This window comes from Rhodococcus sp. IEGM1428, from assembly GCF_050321865.1.
Classification (GTDB): Bacteria; Actinomycetota; Actinomycetes; order Mycobacteriales; family Mycobacteriaceae; genus Rhodococcoides.
Window position 1 is genome coordinate 686,553 of the sequence record NZ_JBNQFW010000002.1, and the last position, 17,631, is coordinate 704,183.

General features: G+C 64.7%; 16 protein-coding genes. 6 read left to right on the forward strand and 10 right to left on the reverse strand.

Annotation, left to right across the window (positions count from 1 at the left end):
• The first annotated feature begins 75 nt into the window (after positions 1–75).
• Complete coding sequence (gene rfbB, locus ACQR3T_RS11765; RefSeq protein WP_428693511.1) at positions 76–1,080, forward strand: dTDP-glucose 4,6-dehydratase; 1,005 nt, start codon at positions 76–78, stop codon at positions 1,078–1,080.
• Here the strand turns inward: rfbB and ACQR3T_RS11770 are convergent.
• From ACQR3T_RS11770 to ACQR3T_RS11790, 5 genes are read right to left on the reverse strand one after another with little or no spacing between them, the layout of a single operon-like run.
• Entirely contained in the window at positions 1,077–1,913 is an 837-nt protein-coding gene (locus ACQR3T_RS11770) for a glycosyltransferase family 2 protein (protein WP_428693512.1), read from the reverse strand. The two genes, rfbB and ACQR3T_RS11770, sit on opposite strands and share 4 nt — an antisense overlap.
• The gene (locus tag ACQR3T_RS11775; protein ID WP_032381099.1) at positions 1,910–2,377 is read right to left on the reverse strand and encodes a GtrA family protein; all 468 of its coding nucleotides are present in this window, start codon (positions 2,375–2,377) and stop codon (positions 1,910–1,912) included. The genes ACQR3T_RS11770 and ACQR3T_RS11775 overlap by 4 nt, the downstream gene beginning before the upstream one ends.
• A complete protein-coding gene (locus ACQR3T_RS11780; RefSeq protein WP_428693513.1) occupies positions 2,374–3,315 on the reverse strand; it encodes an NAD-dependent epimerase/dehydratase family protein in 942 nt (313 codons plus the stop codon). Before ACQR3T_RS11780 ends, ACQR3T_RS11775 begins: the two co-directional genes overlap by 4 nt.
• Complete coding sequence (locus ACQR3T_RS11785; RefSeq protein ID WP_428693910.1) at positions 3,312–4,364, reverse strand: glycosyltransferase; 1,053 nt, start codon at positions 4,362–4,364, stop codon at positions 3,312–3,314. The genes ACQR3T_RS11780 and ACQR3T_RS11785 overlap by 4 nt, the downstream gene beginning before the upstream one ends.
• A 14-nt stretch (positions 4,365–4,378) precedes the next feature.
• On the reverse strand, positions 4,379–6,661 hold the full coding sequence (locus ACQR3T_RS11790) for a hypothetical protein (RefSeq protein ID WP_428693514.1): 2,283 nt from the start codon (positions 6,659–6,661) through the stop codon (positions 4,379–4,381).
• A 132-nt stretch (positions 6,662–6,793) separates the two neighbouring features.
• On the opposite strand from ACQR3T_RS11790, the gene ACQR3T_RS11795 reads away from it, so the two are divergent.
• From ACQR3T_RS11795 to ACQR3T_RS11810, 4 genes are all read left to right on the forward strand, one after another.
• Positions 6,794–8,581 (forward strand): N-acyl-D-amino-acid deacylase family protein, encoded by a 1,788-nt coding sequence (locus tag ACQR3T_RS11795; protein WP_428693515.1) that lies wholly within the window; start codon positions 6,794–6,796, stop codon positions 8,579–8,581.
• Positions 8,578–9,183 carry a TetR/AcrR family transcriptional regulator gene (locus tag ACQR3T_RS11800; RefSeq protein WP_428693516.1) on the forward strand — a complete coding sequence of 202 codons (606 nt, stop codon included), beginning with the start codon at positions 8,578–8,580 and terminating at the stop codon, positions 9,181–9,183. Before ACQR3T_RS11795 ends, ACQR3T_RS11800 begins: the two co-directional genes overlap by 4 nt.
• Complete coding sequence (locus ACQR3T_RS11805; RefSeq protein ID WP_428693517.1) at positions 9,180–10,013, forward strand: alpha/beta fold hydrolase; 834 nt, start codon at positions 9,180–9,182, stop codon at positions 10,011–10,013. The genes ACQR3T_RS11800 and ACQR3T_RS11805 overlap by 4 nt, the downstream gene beginning before the upstream one ends.
• A gap of 111 nt (positions 10,014–10,124) precedes the next feature.
• Positions 10,125–12,017, forward strand: a complete 1,893-nt coding sequence (locus tag ACQR3T_RS11810; RefSeq protein WP_428693518.1) for a glycosyltransferase — start codon at positions 10,125–10,127, stop codon at positions 12,015–12,017.
• Here the strand turns inward: ACQR3T_RS11810 and ACQR3T_RS11815 are convergent, their stop codons facing one another.
• From ACQR3T_RS11815 to ACQR3T_RS11835, 5 genes are read right to left on the reverse strand one after another with little or no spacing between them, the layout of a single operon-like run.
• Entirely contained in the window at positions 12,018–12,881 is an 864-nt protein-coding gene (locus ACQR3T_RS11815; protein ID WP_428693519.1) for a TylF/MycF/NovP-related O-methyltransferase, read from the reverse strand.
• 51 nt (positions 12,882–12,932) lie between these two features.
• Positions 12,933–13,835: a galactofuranosyltransferase GlfT1 gene (gene glfT1, locus ACQR3T_RS11820; RefSeq protein WP_428693520.1), complete on the reverse strand. Its 903-nt coding sequence runs from the start codon at positions 13,833–13,835 to the stop codon at positions 12,933–12,935.
• Positions 13,828–14,628 carry a galactan export ABC transporter ATP-binding subunit Wzt/RfbE gene (wzt, locus tag ACQR3T_RS11825; protein WP_196249244.1) on the reverse strand — a complete coding sequence of 267 codons (801 nt, stop codon included), beginning with the start codon at positions 14,626–14,628 and terminating at the stop codon, positions 13,828–13,830. Before wzt ends, glfT1 begins: the two co-directional genes overlap by 8 nt.
• Positions 14,629–14,644: 16 nt before the next feature.
• Entirely contained in the window at positions 14,645–15,526 is an 882-nt protein-coding gene (gene wzm / locus ACQR3T_RS11830; protein ID WP_032381189.1) for a galactan export ABC transporter permease subunit Wzm/RfbD, read from the reverse strand.
• 60 nt (positions 15,527–15,586) lie between these two features.
• Positions 15,587–16,168: a bacterial proteasome activator family protein gene (locus ACQR3T_RS11835; RefSeq protein WP_428693521.1), complete on the reverse strand. Its 582-nt coding sequence runs from the start codon at positions 16,166–16,168 to the stop codon at positions 15,587–15,589.
• A gap of 216 nt (positions 16,169–16,384) precedes the next feature.
• On the opposite strand from ACQR3T_RS11835, the gene ACQR3T_RS11840 reads away from it, so the two are divergent.
• Complete coding sequence (locus ACQR3T_RS11840; protein ID WP_428693522.1) at positions 16,385–17,590, forward strand: cysteine desulfurase-like protein; 1,206 nt, start codon at positions 16,385–16,387, stop codon at positions 17,588–17,590.
• Positions 17,591–17,631 lie beyond the last annotated feature (41 nt).

Here is a 17,631-nt window from a genome sequence, read left to right on the forward strand (position 1 = left end):
GAAGTCGAGCAGAAGCTAGCATGCGCGCCCGACAAGAACGGCCCGCACGAGTCTCCACCGGTAAAGTGCCCGTTCATGAGAATTCTTGTCACGGGTGGGGCCGGGTTCATCGGCGCGAACTTCGTACATCAGACCCTCGCGCAGCGCCCCGACTCGCAGGTCACCGTGCTCGACAAGCTCACCTACGCAGGCAACAAGGCATCCCTCGAGCCAGTCGCCGACCGGATCGAGTTCGTGCACGGCGACATCGCCGACGCCGACCTCGTCGACCGCCTCGTTCGCGAGACGGATCTGGTCGTCCACTTCGCCGCCGAATCCCACAACGACAACTCGTTGACCGACCCGTGGCCGTTCGTGCACACCAACGTCATCGGCACCACCACGTTGCTCAATGCGGTCCGCGAACACGACGTCCGCTACCACCACATCTCCACCGACGAGGTCTACGGCGATCTCGAGTTGGACGACCCAGCGCGCTTCACCGAATCGACCCCGTACAACCCGTCGAGCCCGTACTCCTCGACCAAGGCCTCCAGCGATCTGCTGGTACGCGCCTGGACGCGATCGTTCGGGGTCCGCTCCACCATCTCCAACTGCTCCAACAACTACGGCCCCTACCAGCACGTGGAGAAGTTCATCCCGCGTCAGATCACCAACATCCTCAGCGGCTCCCGCCCCAAGCTCTACGGTGCCGGGCAGAACGTGCGCGACTGGATCCACGTCGACGACCACAACAGTGCCGTCTGGGCCATCATCGACGGTGGGCGCATCGGCGAGACCTACCTCATCGGAGCCGACGGCGAAGCGAATAATCGCACCGTCCTCGAAGCGATTCTCGAAGAAACCGGCAACGCACCCGACGCCTTCGACTTCGTCACCGACCGCCCCGGCCACGATCTGCGCTACGCCATCGATTCGACCAAGCTCCGCACCGAATTGGGTTGGACGCCAACCTATGTCGACTTCCGGGCCGGCCTGAAAGCCACCGTCGACTGGTACCGCGACAACGAGCAGTGGTGGCGACCGCAGAAAGACGCCACCGAGGCCACATACGCAGCCAAAGAGTCCGTACTGCCCTAGCTGCTGCGCGACATCCGGTGGCGCAGTAACAAGTACACTGCACGACGCATGAACGACGTCATCAGAGCCTTGGCGTTTCCGATGCGTACGTCGCCGTTGGACAGCAACGTCGGATCGCTTGCTTGCAGTGAGCGATGGAAGTCCGCAGCCTGACGTGCCTGCTGGGTGGCCAGCTCGACGCTCCACTGTCCCGAGTTGATGCGGAACGACGCCAGTGGCTGTGGGATGGCGACGATGTCGCCGCGTAGGGCGACCGCGATGAAGGTGGCCTGGTCGATCAGGTAGGGGTGGCTGTTGTCCCACAGGCCGACCTCGCGAAGCTCCGACAGCTTCATCATGACGCCGCCCGGTTCACCGAAGATGTTGGCACCGGCCCGAACTGCGGTTCTGGCTGCGACGCGGCCGGAAACCCGTCCATGCAGTCCGCCGAGCCCGCGGGCGGCGATCACCGTCTTGCCGTAGGCGTCGATGAGGGTGCGCTGCGAGGCGACCAGAACAGCGGCCGGGTTGTCGTCGAATGCCTGCACCTGGATGGCCAGCGCGGTGGGCGCGATGGTGTCGTCGCCGCACACCAGTTTGATCAGATCGCCCGTGGCCTCCTCGGTGACGCGGTTCCAGTTGGCCTGTGCGCCACCACCGGCCGGGGTCGTCAGAACACGGATGCGGGGGTCGTCGAACTTCTGCGCGACGGCGAGGGTGTCGTCGGTCGACGAGTGGTCGGCGATGACGAGCTCGAAGTCGGTGAACGTCTGGGCGAGAATCGAATCGATGGTCTCGGCCAGGTATTCGGCGTTGTTGTATGCCGGGACGACGACGGAAACACGGGGGGTCATGGTGTGGGGGCCTGGCTCTTTCTGCGAAACGAGAAGTCGCGGTAGCCGAAGAAGCTGACGACTGCCATCACTGCTGTGACGACCAATTGTGAAGGGATGGGCGGGAAGTGGAGCACGGATACGGCGATGGTCATCAACGATATGTTCGCCAGGAACGCGCCGAAGTTGACGACGAAGAACCGCAGCAGATCTCGCAGGAAGTGCCCGCGCACGCGGAACACCAGGTAGCGGTACATCGCGAACGCGCACAGCACGTTGCACAGATAGCCGAGGACGATGGCGGCGTGGTAGCCGTACTGCTCACCGATGAGCAACTGCCACAGGATGAACCACGCGGTGCCCAACCCGGTGTTGACGCCGCCGACGAGGAGGAATGCGATCTTCTGATTCTTGACGATGCGCATCAGTGGGCCGGGCGCACCGCTCATGCCGGCTGGGGGAGCGGGAGTCTGCGGTTCGGTCATCGGCCGACCGCCAATGCTTGACGCGTCGCGAACAACGTCGACGCGATGCCGGCAGGCAACGTTCGATGGGTGCGACGATCGATTTCCGGCCAGACCGTCGACCGCAGTCGCAGATCGCGGCCTTGGAAGGCGGCGAGGGGAGATGCCGCGAGCACCACGTTCGGCCGTCGGCGAAAGACTGTCCGGCACGCTCCGAGGATCGAACCGATCGTGACGGCCTCACCGGAGGCGAAGATCTTGACCGTCGGCGAAAGGTATTGTCCGGCAGACATCTCGAGGGTGTCGGCCACCATCTCGGCCGCGTCGGACACGTAGAGATAGTCGCGCAGCGTATCCATCGGCACAAAGATCGATACGGGCGAGGCCATCAGGTATCCGCGGCACAGGTGTGAGATCAGGCCTTGCGGTTTCGCGAGATTCTGACCCGGGCCGTAGAGGTTCGCGAAGCGGCCGATCACCACGTTGATGCCGGTGCGTTCACCGAAGTCGGTCGCGATGGCTTCGGACTGCAGCTTCGCGAAGCCGTAGTCGCCCAACGGAACCGGCTGCGTTCCTTCATGATGCGGCGCTCCGAGTGCGCCCGCGTACACGCCCCCTGCGGACGAGGCGAGGAAGACCGTTCCGGTGTCGGCGCGTTCGGCGGCTACTGCTTCGATGCGCGAGAGGACTGTGCGAATCAGCTCGTTCTCCTGAGCGAATTGCGCTGCGCTGGTGCCGTTCACACCCGCGCCCGCGGCCCAGATCACGTTCCATGCACCGTCGTCGAACGAGTCGAAGAATTCCGAACAGCGTTGCAGCAGAGCTTCTTCGGCCAACGCCTTGTTTGTCCAAGGGATCGTACTGGTGTGCACGCGATGCCCGCGGCGTTGCACCTCCCGGGTCGCTGCTGCGCCGAGTAGCCCGCCGCTGCCGACGATCCAGGTGTGCGTCGCGGTCACGTCGACTGCGTGTTGTCGGTCGACTGTGAATTCTCGACTGATTCTGCAGGCGCGGTGCGTCCGAGTGGGCCGTTTCCGGGATCGGTGACGATCAGGTACGGCGGCTTACCCATGGCGGTCTTGACGTTGACGCCGACGTATTCGGCCACTACTCCGAGTGAGAACAGGGTTGCCCCGAAGCCGAACAGCAGGATCACCATCGTCGATGCCCAGCCTCGCACCTCGGCACCCGAATCGAACACGAAGTACGAGATCAGCACATAGGCGACGAGAATCAGGCCGAGCAGCGCGAAGGCGAGGCCGATGAAGCTGACCATTCGCAGTCCCTTGGTGCCGCTCGAGAGCACCATCCGCCAGAAATGCGAGAGCAGTGTCCGCAGTCGGTAACCCGATCGACGATCCACTTCCTCCCGCAAAGCGACCGGACTCGTCGAGACGTCGCCTGCGATCCACCCGAGAGCAATGTCGAGGTAGGCCTCGGAACCGGCGTACGCGGCGACGGAACGACCGACTTCACCGAGCACCAGTCGGTAGCTCTGGTAGTCGACGGTGTTGTCCCCGGCCAGAGCCTTGGCGATCAGCCACTTCGAACCGCGGGAGGCGGCGTTACGCCACAATCCGTGCGGTGCGACATTGGTGGGCTTGGCGTACACCACGGTGGACTGCCGGTCGAGGGCGGTATCGAGCATGCCGCCGATGGCCGCCGGGTCGTGTTGACCGTCCTCGTCCATGGTGACGATCCACTCGCCGCCACTCGATGCCATACCGGCCAGCGTGGCCGGGTGTTGGCCGAAGTTGCGACTGAGCCATACGCCGCGAACGAACGTGTGCGCAGCGGTGAGCTGCCGAATGACGGCAGCGGAGTTGTCGGGTCCGTGATCGAAGACGAGCAGAACCTCTTCGACGATCATCGGCCGGCCGAGGGGAGTGTGCACCACCTGGGTCAACGGAATGATCTCGTCCATCAGCGCGCTGAGTGTCCGCTCGCCCTGATAGACCGGAACCACGATGGAAATGCGGTGCGGATCAGCAGCAGCGTCGTCGGACATCACGAGGTCTGACCCTATCTGCTCTCGGCGTTACCATCGAACTTCGCCGCGGAGGAGCTTCTGCGCCGTCGCACATCGAGCACCACCAGGCCGATCAGCACCAGCACTCCGCCTGCCATCGCGGCCAGTCCGAGGCGTTCGCCCGGCGGCCGGAAGGTGATCTCGAGGTCCGCGTTCTCGGTGCCGGGCGGCAGGTCGACGTACAGGAAGATGTCGGCCAAGCCCTTCGTCTGCAGCTCTTCACCGTTCAGCGTCGCGGTGTACCCGGGCCACGCCAGCCGCGAGAAGACGACGCTTCCGCCGTCTGGCGCACTGACGTCGACGTGCTCGGAGTCGGCGTCGGAGCTGCGGGGTTCGGCTGTGGCGTCCACCGTCGCGACGACGCGTCCGGACGTCGAGGGGATGAGCCCGTCGACACGTTCGAGGACGAAGACCTGGCGAGCCGACTCGGGGGTGGGTGCGGTCACCCACTGCCAGCCTGCGGGCGCGGGTTGGGAATCCGCGAACGGATACTGCAGCTTCTGCAGAACGACGCGGTCTAGCTGCATCAGATCCGCGTAGGTCTTACCGGTGTACGGCTCGATCTCGAACAGTCGGCCGAAGGCATCCGTGCAGGTCGATCCTTCGTGCTCGAAGCACAGCAGATTGGCGAAATCGAGGTAGCCGACGGGGGTGTAGGCGTTGACGTAGTCCAGGCCCATGACCTTGGCGGAGTTGCCGTACACCTGGGAGTGCCACGGCAGCTGGGGGTCGTCCGGCCCGTCGGCCTGAGTTTCGGTCAGAGCGCGGCTGCCGAGTTGCAACGTCGAGCCCTGCCATTGCGGGAACTGCGCCTTGGCTTCGGACTGAGATGCGGGCAGCCACCATTTGTCGAACGGCGGCTCGTACGTGGCCACCTGGTACATCGCAACCGGCGCGATCGTGACGAGGAGCAGCGCTGCCGTCGCCCGGGTGGAGAAGCGGTGGGCCAGCAGCAGCGCGAGTGCGCCGACGAGCAGGATGGCCAGCGCGGCGAGGATGTGGCGGCCGAAGAACTCGGGTCCCGAGGACCCGGCGCGCAGCAACAGCACCAGTGTCAACAGACCGGCTGCGAGCAGCCGGGGCCGCAGCTTGTCGAGAGTTCCGTATCGACTGATCAGGGTGACCACGAGAATCAGCGCGACGATGGCGACGAAGGGAAGGATGCGCGCAGGCCAGCGGATGGGGCCGATGTCGCTCGGCCCGGCTGTGAAGACCAATGCGAACGCCAGCAGAATCAGCGGTGCGGTCAGCTCACGCAAGGCCGCGGGCACCCGACGCCACGCGATGAACGCGAGCGCGGGGACGACGAACCAGGCGATGTAGGTGACCGGGGACTCGGTGGTCTCGCCCGCCCACGATTCGATGCTCGTCACGGCCGTGGGGATGCTCGCGGTCAGCGATTCCGACCACGGTGCCGTCAGGAAGTTGTCGTTGAACGTTCCCTCGTCACCGCTGCGCCAGGTGACCGCCGAGGTCAGTACTCCAGGAAGGAAGGTCACAGCCCCGCACGCGGCCGCTGCGATGCCGACACTGCACACCTTCAGAGCGGGTCGCCACAGGCGCTGGAACAGGCGTTCGCCGATCGCGACGGAGCCGATCATCACGCCGGCCATGACCGCAGCGTGTACGTAACCCACGCTGATGGCCAGGTAGAGGAACACGAACGGCACGATGGGGCCGCTGCGGCCGCGGGCGTATTTCACCGAGCTCGCCCACGCGTTGGTGATGTACGCGGTGCCGATGAGTGCGGTCACCCACGAGGTGTTCTCGAAGAACAGGGTGAAGCCGACGAACGGTGCACTCGCGCCCGCGACGGCGGCCCAGTTGGCGCGCGCTCCGTAGGTGAGTGCGACGCGATAGACGCCCCAGGCCAGCAGGATCGAGAAGCCGAGTTTGACCACCGTTGCGAGCAGTACCAGGTTGTCGATGGACGGCGAGATGTAGTTGATCGCCATCTGCACCGGGTTCCACAGGCCGCCCTGGCCTTCGACGGGATAGTTGCCCGCCATCCACTGATCGAGCACGAGGGACGGAAAGTGGCCGTCGCGCATGATGCGCCCGAGCTGAAGCCAGTTGGGAATGGCTCCGGATTCGGTGTCGTCGATGTAGAAGAAGCGCGGGTCGACGCTGAGTATCAGGAGATAGCCCAACACGACGACTGCGGCGATCGCCGCGCCCCATACGATGCGCTCTCGTTTGCCGTCGGGCAGAGAGCCGCGCGCGATCTGGGTATCCGTGGTGGGCAAGGTCAACTCCGTGAGTTCGGGCAAAGACACCCGACTCTAGCTCTCGAGGTGCCCGGTAACCGAAACGTCGAGTCGTGCACGACGCCGATGTCTGCAGCAACGCGGCTATTGCGAGTGATCACTCTCTAAGTTAGAGTTTCGGCATCCTATGACGGAGGTCACATGAACGCGAACACTCCTTTCGACGTCGTCATCACCGGCGGCACCGTGTACGACGGATCCGGCGGCCCGGGAGTTCGAGCGGATGTGGGCATCGTCGACGGCGTCGTGCGGGCCGTGTCGGCCACACCGCTCGAGGCGGGCGCGACGACCGAGGTGGTCGATGCCACCGGCAAGTGGGTCACGCCGGGCTTCGTGGACGTACACACCCATTACGACGCCGAAGTACTCGTCGGGCCGGGCCTCGAAGAGTCCGTCCGGCACGGGGTCACGACGGTTCTGCTGGGGAACTGTTCGTTGTCGACGCTCTACTCCACCCCGGTCGACATCGCAGACCTGTTCAGTCGGGTCGAGGCGCTGCCGCGCGATCATGTGCTCAAAGCGGTCGATACGCACAAGACGTGGAACAGCCCCGACGAGTACATTGCAGCGCTCGAGCGCCTGCCACTCGGCCCCAATATCGCAGCGCTGGTGGGTCATTCGGATCTGCGCGCGCACGTGATGGGCCTGGACCGCTCGACCGATCGCAGTCAGAAGCCCACCCGCGAGGAATGGCGTGCCATGTCCGACGCGCTCGAGCAGGCTCTCGATGCCGGGCTGCTCGGAATGTCGACCATGACGAATCCGTGGGACAAGTTGGACGGGGATCGGTACCGGTCTCGGTCGTTGCCGTCCTCGTACGCGCGGTGGAGTGAGTTCCGTGCACTCCACAAGATTCTGCGTCGACGCGGGCGGCTGTTGCAGAGCATCCCGAACCTGAACACCAAGTACGACATGCTGTTCTTCCTCGCCTCGGCCACCGGGATCGGCCGCACTCCGCTCAAGATCTCGCTGCTCGCCGCGGCGGACGCGAAGGCGTCGCCCTGGATTCATCGTGTCTTCGGTCCACTGGCTCGGATGGTCAACGGGCCGGGCAAGGGGCAGTTCCGCTGGCAGCACCTGCCCACCACGTTCGACGTCTACTCCGACGGCATCGACCTGGTCGTGTTCGAGGAGTTCGGTTCGGGCCGCGCAGCTCTTCATCTACGAGAAGAGTTGGGCCGCAACGAGTTGCTCTCGGACGAGGCCTACCGCCGCTGGTTCCGTGCCGATTTCGAGAAGAAGTTCAGCTCACGCGTCTGGCATCGTGACTTCGCCGACGCCGAGATCACCGAGTGCCCCGATGCGTCGGTCGTCGGAAAGAACATTGCTGAGGTCGCGGCCGAGCGTGGTGTGCACGTGGTCGACGCATTCCTGGATCTGGTGGTCGAGCACGGCCGAAAGCTGCGCTGGCACACCACGGTTGCCAATCATCGCAAGCGGCAGATGGACAAGCTGATCAACCAGCCCGGGGTCACCGTGGGGTTCTCCGATGCCGGTGCTCATCTGCGGAACATGGCGTTCTACAACTTCGGCATCCGGTTGCTGCACCGCGTGCACGACGCACGCAACGATCGACGGCCGTTCATGACCGTCGACAAGGCGGTGCACAAGCTCAGCGGCGAGTTGGCCGACTTCTACGGTGTCGACGCCGGACACCTTCGGGTGGGCGATCGTGCCGACATCGTCGTGATCGACCCGAAGGGTCTGGACGAGGAGGTCCTGGCCTACCGAGAGGAGACCATGCCGGAGTTCGGTGGCCTGAGTCGAATGGTCAATCGCAACGACCGCGCTGTCACCGCCACCCTGGTCGCGGGCCGAGTGGTGTTCTCCGGCGGCACCTTTGCGCCGTGGTTCGGTGTGTCGGAGCGTGCAGGTAGCTTCCTGCGGGCAGGCACTGTCACGGCTCCCCGTCGTCGGGAGCGTGTGTGAGCCCGAGTCAACAGCAGCGCCGCACCGAGACCATCGGAAAACTGCTGGATGCGACCATTGCATCGTTGTGCGAGAAGGGCTACGCCGCAACCAGTGTCAGCGAGATAGTCAACCGCGCGGGGGTGTCGTCCGGTGCCATGTTTCGGCATTTCGACACCAGGCTCGACCTGATCGTCGCCGCGGCCGACGAGGTTCGCCGACGTCAGTTCGTGGAGTTTCGCCGCGGCCTGTCCGGTTTCGACAGCGCGTCGATCGAACACTGCCTCGAACTGCTCAGGGCTGCGTGCCGCGCCCCCATCAACGGGGCCTGGTACGAGCTGCTGACCGCCGCCCGCAGCGACGGGGAGCTACGAGAGAGGCTGCAGCCGTTCACTGTTCGATATCACGAGCAGATAGGTGAACTCGCACGAGCGCTACCGGTCGCCGGTGTGATCGATCCTCGGCATCTGGAAACGGTGATCTTCACCGTGGTGCACCTACTCGACGGTGAGGCGTTGGCGGCCGTGGTCCATCCGCAGCCCGAGCAGGAAGCCATGCGGCTGAGAATGATTGCTCACCTGTTGCGTGGTGGCACTCTGCACGCCCTGACGGACGCAGGATGACCGGCTGGACGGTACGCACGTCCGGTGCCGAGCTTCCCGTATTCGAATACGGAAACCCGTCCGCGCGGTCGACGGTGCTGCTGGTGCACGGCTATCCCGACAATCATCACGTGTTCGATCCGCTGATCGCCGAGCTCGGCAAAGCGGTTCGGGTGATCGCCTACGACACGCGAGGCAGCGGAGCGGCCGTGCTCGAGCCTGCGGCGGACGTTGCCATCGAGCAGCTGGCGCGAGATGCCTTCGCGGTGGTCGAGTCGATTCCGGGGCTCACCGGCAAGGTGCACGTCTTTGCCCACGACTGGGGGTCGGTCCAGATGTGGGAGGCGATGGCCGCTCCTCGGGCTGCCACCGCCTTCGCGTCGTACACGTCGGTGTCGGGGCCCAGTCTGGATCATTTGCGGCAGGTGGCACGGGCGCGGCTGGTGCGGCCACAGCGTTGGCCGTCACTGGTGGGGCAGTTGGCCCGGTCCTGGTACGTCTTCGGGTTTCACGTGCCCGTGCTGGGCACCCGCGTGCCGGCATTGTTGGCGCGACTGGGTGCCGACGGGGAGCCGACCCCGATCGCGGCCGACCAGCAGCGCGGCATCGCCCTGTACCGGGCCAACGTGCTGCGGCGTGTGCTCCGCGGGCCTGCTCCGCGGTGCGCCGTCCCGACCACCGTGGTGGCTCCTACACACGACCGCATGCTGTCGCCGAACCTCACAGACGGTCTGGATCGATGGATCCCCGACCTGCGCGTCGTCCAGGTCGATGCAGGCCACTGGTGGCCGTACACACACCCGGTCGATGCTGCTCGCGTGCTGATGGACAGGGTTCGGGACGCGGAGTAGACGGCGAGCGTCGGACGGTTCTGCCGTGGGCTGTGCAACCATGGTCAGTGGTCTTCTTCTCTCCACGGCCGCACAGAGCCACTACTCGAACTGGATGGGGTATTTCTCGGTATGGACGGCACTGCTCTCGATCGTCTCGGCTCCGCATCGGATGTGTTCGCTTCTTCCGGCGGTGACAGCCGGTCCGAGCTGACTGTTCAGAGACTTCTGTTCGACGGCCCGTCGCCCCTGGTCAGTGCCGATATGTACAGCTCCGTCGGCAAGGGCAATGCCGAGCGCACCCGCACCGGCGCGCGGATCGCCAAGCGCAGCGTGCTGCACACGAACAGCTATTTCGGACGGTTCCCGGCCAGCTACTGGCAGCGGTGGACCTCGGTCACCGAGGTGGTCTTCCAGGCGAACGTCTCCGGTGCCGGCCGAGTCGATCTGGTTGCGACCGACTACAAGGGCCACGAGCGCACGATGGCCAGCACGACGGTGGACTCCGCAAACGCGTCGACTCAGTTGGCCGTTCCGGTGGCCACCACGCAGTTCCTCGACGGCGGCGCGCTGTACGTCCGCTTCACGACCGCGTCGAGTGAGTTGTCGGTGCAGGACGCCGAGTGGACCGTCGCCGCGCCCGAGAAGCTGCGACCCACCTCGGTGGTGATCTGCACGTTCAACCGCGCCGACGACTGCGCCAACACCGTTGCCGCGATGGCGGACGACCCGATTGCGCTGCTCGGTGTCGACAACGTCTACGTGATCGATCAGGGCACCGATCAGGTGCAGACGCGGGACAAGTTCCAGCGCGTGGCGGCCGAGCTCGGCGACAAGCTCGTCTACATCACCCAGCCCAACCTCGGCGGCGCAGGCGGGTTCACCCGTGGCCTCTACGAGGTACAGGGCAAGGGTGGCGATCCGGCCAACGTGATCTTCATGGACGACGACGTGCTGTGCGAGCCCGAGGCGATCGTGCGCATGAACTCGTTCGCCAACATGACCGTCGAGCCCGCCATCATCGGCGCGCAGATGCTGTACCTGCTCCACCCCGACCGTGTGCACGTCGGTGCCGAGGTGGCGAACCTGCAGAAGCTCGAAGCCGGAATCCACGTCAAGAACGCGATCTCGGACAAGAGTGCGTTCAAGCGCAAGCGCCAGCAGGACGTCCGCGTCGACGCCGGATACAACGGCTGGTGGTCGTGCCTCATCCCGTCCGAGATCGTCGGACAGGTGGGGTACCCGTTGCCGCTGTTCTTCCAGTGGGACGACATCGAGTACGGATACCGCTCTCGCGCAAACGGATTCGCCACCGTCACGCTCCCGGGTGCGGCCGTCTGGCACGCCGACTTCGCATGGAAGGACTGGGACGAGTGGCACCGCTACTTCAACCTGCGCAACGGCATGATCACCGCCGCCCTGCACATCGAACTCGACGGTAAGACGCTCGCGAAGCAACTCTTCACCGACCTGCTCCGCTACCTGGTGTCGATGCAGTACGGCATGGCGTACACGCTGATCAAGGCCGTCGAAGACTTCTTGGCAGGCCCGGACAATCTGCTCGACGGCGGTATGGACGCCGCCGGTTCCATCCGACGCGAACGTGCTGCCTACGGAGAAACGAAGCGGCACAACGCAAACGACGTTCCCGGAGTGCGTCCGGCCGACATGTTCATCACTCCTGCGGGCCCGCACCCGAAGAAGAGCATGGAATTCGCCGTGCTTGCCAAGCGAGTGCTCAATCAGTGGCGCGGCACCGTGAACCCTGGCCCCGTCGCCATCTCGGCCGACGACGCGCACTGGTGGCACGTCTCGCTGTTCTCGCACGCGATCGTCACCGATCGCTCGCAAGAAGGCGTCCGAGTTCGCAAGCGCGACAAGGCCCATGCGTCCGAACTGCTCAAGCGCGGAGTGACCGCACTCAAGCGTTTGCGCACCGAGACGCCGACGGTTGCCGCGTCGTACCGTGCCGCCGTGCCGAAGCTGACGAGCCGAGAGAACTGGGCTCGCCTGTACGGGCAGTAGCTAGTTCGATCGAAGCCTGGGTGCCGTGCGAATCCGCACGACGACCTGTTCGTTGTCGGCGGTGTAGCCGAGGTAGTCGAACTCGGTGCCGGTGCGTGCGACGAATTCCGTCCACGCCCGGTACTCGTGGTTGCGCCAGCCGGGGAAATTGAAGTACTCGTCGAACACGATGACGGTGCCCACGGCGAGTCGGTCGGCCACCAGATTCAGCACGGTGACCGTCGAGGAGTACAGGTCGGCGTCGAGGTGCAGGAAGGCCAACTTCTCGTGGTGTCCCTTCAGGAAGCCCGGCAGAGAATCCTCGAACAATCCGGGGACGATCTGCGCGCCCGGCACTTCGGGAATGCTCTCCTGCTCGAACAGTCCCTTCGGAAAACCGGTACGCCACGTCTCGGGTAGACCGGAGAAGACGTCGAAGCCGGCGACGACGGTGATGTCTTTGCGCGACGCCAACTCCTCGGCGATGATCTCGAGGGTCGTGCCGCTGGCAACGCCGAACTCGAGGGCCATGCCGCGGATGGAGACCTCACCGAGCGCGAAGCGCAGCGTGGCGTGCGGCCCCAGAAACGTCGGTGTCAGCGGCATCATCTCTTCGGCGAACTCGGCGCTCTGCGCGGCAGCTTCCACCTCGGAGGCGTAGAAAAGATCGCGGCGCGTGCGGTGTTCGAGCCCGCGCACGAACGTGTGCAGGTCGGCAATCTCGCGACGTTGCCGCTCGACCACCTCGAGTAGTTTCTCCTGCTGTTCGTTGGTTCGCAGCGCCAACTGATCCGTCTGCTTATCCAGAACCTCGCCGATGACTCGCTGCAGCTTCTCCCGTGCCGACGACTTGATGCGATCCGCGAGCTTCCGAGGTTCTGTCATGGGCACACGGTAGCGGTATCACGTGGGTACGCGCACCCCTTGGAGGCCGCGTCAGGGTCGGCGGAAGTGTTCCCGACGCCCCAGCCCGCGCAGCCGGAACCACTCGGCCAGTCCCTTGGGGTTACGAGTGGTGATCAGGAAGAACCAGGTGAACCGAATCCACTCCTGCGGCAACAGCTTTCGCATGCCGGGCTGCGACATCAGGTATCCGCGGTTGCGGTAGGTGAAGTACCGCTTGGTCGCATCCTCCGGATACTGCGTGTGCATCCGTCCACCGAGGATCGGCTTGAACTCCTCGGCCCCGTTGGGGTGGACGTAGGCGGTGGTGAGGCACGTGCCGAACTTCAGGCCCGAGCGTTGCAGCCGACGATGCACTTCCACCTCGTCGCCGCGCACGAACAGCCGCAGATCGGGCACGCCCACCGCATCGATCGTCGACGCCTTGAACAGGGCACCGTTGAACAGCGACGCGATGCCCTCCAGGAGATCGTCGTCCGGATTCTCCGGGTCGATCAACTCCGACCGCAGCCGGCGCCACTCGACGCCGCGGCGGAGCGGAAACGCCAGCCGATCCGGATCGTCGATGTCGCACACAACGGGGGAGACCTCGTCGAGGCCGTGGGCGAGGGCGCAGTCGTACAGAGTCTCGAGCACCCTCGGGCCCTCGGGGCGGCCGTCGTCGTCGGCGAGAAACACCCAATCCGCACCGAGCGAAAGCGCATACAGAATACCGAGGGCAAACCCGCCCGCGCCGCCGAGATTGTGCTGCGAGCCCAGGTACGTCGTCGGCAGGGCCGTCGACTCCACCAACTCACGGACAGCGGGCTCGTCGGCGTTGTCGACGACGACCAGATGATCGAGCGGACGGGTCTGCGCACCGATCACATCGAGCGACAGAGCCAACAATTCACGACGCTTGTGCGTGACTATGACCCCGATAATCCGGTCAGGCACCCGCGTTGTCCTCGCGCTCGATCTCCTTCAGGATCTGCGCGACGTGGTCTCCCGCGTCCTCGCCGTCGTATGCCCGCACCACTTCCTCGATGCCGCCCTGCTGGCGAATCTGGCCGTGATCGATCCACATCGCGGTGTCGCACAGCTGAGCCAGGAATTCGTTGGAGTGGCTGGCGAACACCAGGATTCCCGAGCGCTTCACCAATTGCTGCAGTCGGTGCCGCGCCTTCTTCATGAATTCCGCGTCGACCGCACCGATGCCCTCGTCGAGCAGCAGGATCTCGGGGTCGATGCTGGTGACCACGCCCATCGCGACGCGCACCCGCATACCCGTCGAGTAGGTACGCAGCGGCATGTCCAGGTAGTCGCCGAGTTCGGTGAAGTCGGCGATCTCGTCCATCTTCGCGAGCATCTGCTTGCGCGTCTGGCCGAGGAACAGGCCACGAATGATGATGTTCTCGTAGCCGGAGATCTCCGGGTCCATACCGACGCCCAGATCGAACACCGGCGCGACGCGGCCGCGGATGGTGGCGCTGCCACGCGTCGGCTCGTAGATGCCCGAGAGCAGACGCAGCAGCGTCGACTTGCCCGCGCCGTTGTGACCCACCAGTCCGACGCGATCGCCGTCCTTCAGGTTCATCGTGATGTTCTTGAGTGCTTCGACGACGACGACGTCGGAGGAGTTTCGGTCGATGGCACCGCCGGCCTTACCGAGGAATGCCTTCTTCAGCGACCGCGTCTTGGCGTCGAAGATCGGAAAGTCGACGCATGCGTCATGGGTACTGATGCTGATGGACAACTGCTGACCCCTAAACCCAGTAGGGCACGCGGGCCCGGTACTTCTTGAGAGCGAGAATGGCCAGCGCCCAGCCGACGACGGTGAAGCCGAGCACGATGTACCAGTGGTACGCCTGCTGATCCTCGCCGATCAGCGGGGCGCGGATGATGTCGAGGTAGTGGAACAGCGGGTTGATCTCGACCAGCTTGGCGCGGTTCGCGGCCTCGCCGCCCATTTGCTGCAGGCCCGATGTGGTCCACACGATCGGCGTCATGAAGAACATCAGCGTGACGAAGCTGCCAAGAATCGGGGCGATGTCGCGGTAGCGGGTGGCGATGATGCCGAACAGGATGGACACCCACACGGCGTTGAGCAGGATCAGCACCAGCGCCGGGATCGCGAAGATCACGGTCCAGTGCAGCCCACCCTCGGGCCAGAAGATCGCGATGATGATCACGTAGATCAGCATGTTGTGGCCGAGCAGCAGCAGTTGACGCCACACCAGGCGATACACGTGCACACTGAGCGCGCTCGGCAGCTGCTTGATCAGACCCTCGTTCGCGACGAAGACGTCCCCGCCTTCGAGAATCGCGGCACTGATGAGGTTCCAGATGATCAGACCGACAGTGACGTGCGGCAGGAACGAGCGCAGGTCGATGTCCAGAAGTACCGAATACAACAGACCCATGGCGATGGCTTGCACGCCAGTGGCGATGGTGATCCAGAACGGACCGATCACCGACCGTCGATAACGCTGTTTGATGTCCTGCCAGCCGAGATGAAGCCACAGTTCGCGCTGATTGAAACCGGTTCGCAGATCGCCGAACGCGCGCCGATAAGTCTGTGAGTCCGAAACCGGAGCAGGCATCTGTTCTCCTGCCTCGCTCTCGGGATCCTTCGCTGGTGCCGACACGACGGTCGACACTACCCGTCTGAACGCCCTGGCTCATTCCGCAGGCGCAACTCGCACCTTCTACAGGTACTGGCCGGTACCGCTTCCACTGTGGCCGCTACCCGGAGCGCCCATCACACCGGGAGGCAACGCGCCCTGCCTCATCTGCTCGAGTTGGGCGCGGGCGGCCATCTGCTGCGCGAACAGTGCCGTCTGGATGCCATGGAACAGTCCTTCGAGCCAGCCGACGAGCTGCGCCTGTGCGATCCGTAGTTCCGCGTCGGTGGGGATGACGTCGTCCCCGAAGGGCAGCACCAGACGCTCGAGCTCGTCGCGCAGTTCCGGCGCGAGTCCCTGTTCGAGTTCGTGGATCGACGACTTGTGGATTTCCTTGAGACGCGTCCGGCTGGCGTCGTCGAGCGGGGCGGCGCGCACTTCCTCGAGCAGTTGCTTGATCATCGTGCCGATGCGCATCACCTTCGCGGGTTGCTCGACCATCTCCGACAGGCCCGACCCGTCGTCCGAATCCTCGTTCGCCGACGATCCGGCGGCGCGGGCGGCTGCGGCCGTCGCTTCCTCGCGGCTCAGGGCGAGCGGTTCTCCGTTTGGGCCGATCACAACGACGTGGTCATCGGGGGCACTGTTCGACTCGGATTGGGTCATGTACCCATCTTTACGCGTCGCTCGTCGTTGCGCGATCGTCCGGGGCGATTATCCTGGTTCGGTCGTCGGGAACAGTAGTTCGTCGAGAGAACAACCGGGGCTCGTCGGACAAATGTGGAAGCAGGGAGGGATCGAGCGTGCGAAGTGGGCAACCGTTCCCTGGCGAAACGGGACGTGGAACACATGCTTCACCGGTCGGCGCTTAGAGTGTCCGGCATGGGGTACGACGTCGCGCGGGTAAGAGGGTCCATTCCCTCCCTCGGCGACGGGTGGATTCATCTGGACCCTCAGCTGGGGATGTTGATACCGGATCGGGTGTCGACCGCGGTGTCCACGGCGTTTCGGCACAGCGCGTCCAACCACTCGGCCGGTAACATCGCAGCCAAGCGGAGTGCAGCTCTGCTCGAATCCGCGCGCGTGGCGATTGCCGATCTGGTGGGTGCGTATCCGTCCGGGGTCGTCATCGGACCGGACCGCGCGACGCTGCTGTCGTGGCTCGCCGAGTCGATGAGCTCACGGCTCGGTCTGGGAACCGGGCTGGTGCTCTCGCGCTTGGACGAGGAAGCCAATGTTGCGCCGTGGCTGCGGGTGGCCAGCCGAACCGGCGCGCACGTCAAATGGGCCGAAGTCGAAATCGATACCTGCGAGCTGCCCACGTGGCAGTTCGACGAACTCATCACCTCCACCACCAGGCTCGTCGCGGTCACTGCGGCGTCGCCGGTCGTCGGCAGCGCACCCGATGTCAGGGTTGCAGCAGATCTGGTGCACGAGGTGGGCGGACTGATCGTCGTCGACGCAGCCGGAGCTGCTCCGTACGCCCACGTCGACATCAAGGAACTCGGAGCCGACGTCGTTGCGATCGATGCCGCTGCGTGGGGTGGCCCGTCCGTCGGCGCGCTGATCTTCCGCGATCCGACCCTGCTGGAACAACTTCCGTCGATGTCGCTCAACCCGTCGGCCAAGGGGCCCGCCCGGCTCGAGGTCAGCAGTCACCAGTACGCGTTGTTGGCCGGTGTGGTGGCCTCCATCGACTACCTGGCCAATCTCGACGATGCCGCAACTGGAACCCGCCGTGAGCGTCTCGAGCTTTCGATCGGATCGCTGCAGTACTACCACGACGGGCTGTTCGACTACTTGATGAAGGCGCTGAATTCGCTGGATCACGTCATGGTGCTGGGCAATGCGCCCACCCGTGTCCCCACCGTGAGTTTCACGGTCGAGGGTGTGCCTGCGGTGAAGGTGTCCGAGCAACTCGCGCAGGCGGGAATCGGCAGTGTCAGCGGAGTCCACGGCGGCAGTCGTCTCCTCGACGCCCTCGGAGTCAACGACGAGGGTGGTGCCGTCTCCATCGGTCTGGCTCCGTACACAACCCGCTACGAAATCGATCAGCTCGTCAAAGCACTCACCGCGCTCGCTCTTTGAGCGGCTGCGCCGCACGTGCACGAAACCTCGTAGCCCACTAC

Coding starts and splice junctions, on each gene's coding strand:
- ACQR3T_RS11815 (WP_428693519.1), bottom strand. CDS start 12,881: ATGACAGAACCTCGGAAGCTCGCGGATCGCATCAAGTCGTCGGCACGG.
- ACQR3T_RS11770 (WP_428693512.1), bottom strand. CDS start 1,913: ATGACCCCCCGTGTTTCCGTCGTCGTCCCGGCATACAACAACGCCGAA.
- ACQR3T_RS11795 (WP_428693515.1), top strand. CDS start 6,794: ATGAACGCGAACACTCCTTTCGACGTCGTCATCACCGGCGGCACCGTG.
- rfbB (WP_428693511.1), top strand. CDS start 76: ATGAGAATTCTTGTCACGGGTGGGGCCGGGTTCATCGGCGCGAACTTC.
- ACQR3T_RS11835 (WP_428693521.1), bottom strand. CDS start 16,168: ATGACCCAATCCGAGTCGAACAGTGCCCCCGATGACCACGTCGTTGTG.
- ACQR3T_RS11805 (WP_428693517.1), top strand. CDS start 9,180: ATGACCGGCTGGACGGTACGCACGTCCGGTGCCGAGCTTCCCGTATTC.
- ACQR3T_RS11775 (WP_032381099.1), bottom strand. CDS start 2,377: ATGACCGAACCGCAGACTCCCGCTCCCCCAGCCGGCATGAGCGGTGCG.
- ACQR3T_RS11810 (WP_428693518.1), top strand. CDS start 10,125: ATGGACGGCACTGCTCTCGATCGTCTCGGCTCCGCATCGGATGTGTTC.
- ACQR3T_RS11785 (WP_428693910.1), bottom strand. CDS start 4,364: ATGTCCGACGACGCTGCTGCTGATCCGCACCGCATTTCCATCGTGGTT.
- ACQR3T_RS11840 (WP_428693522.1), top strand. CDS start 16,385: ATGGGGTACGACGTCGCGCGGGTAAGAGGGTCCATTCCCTCCCTCGGC.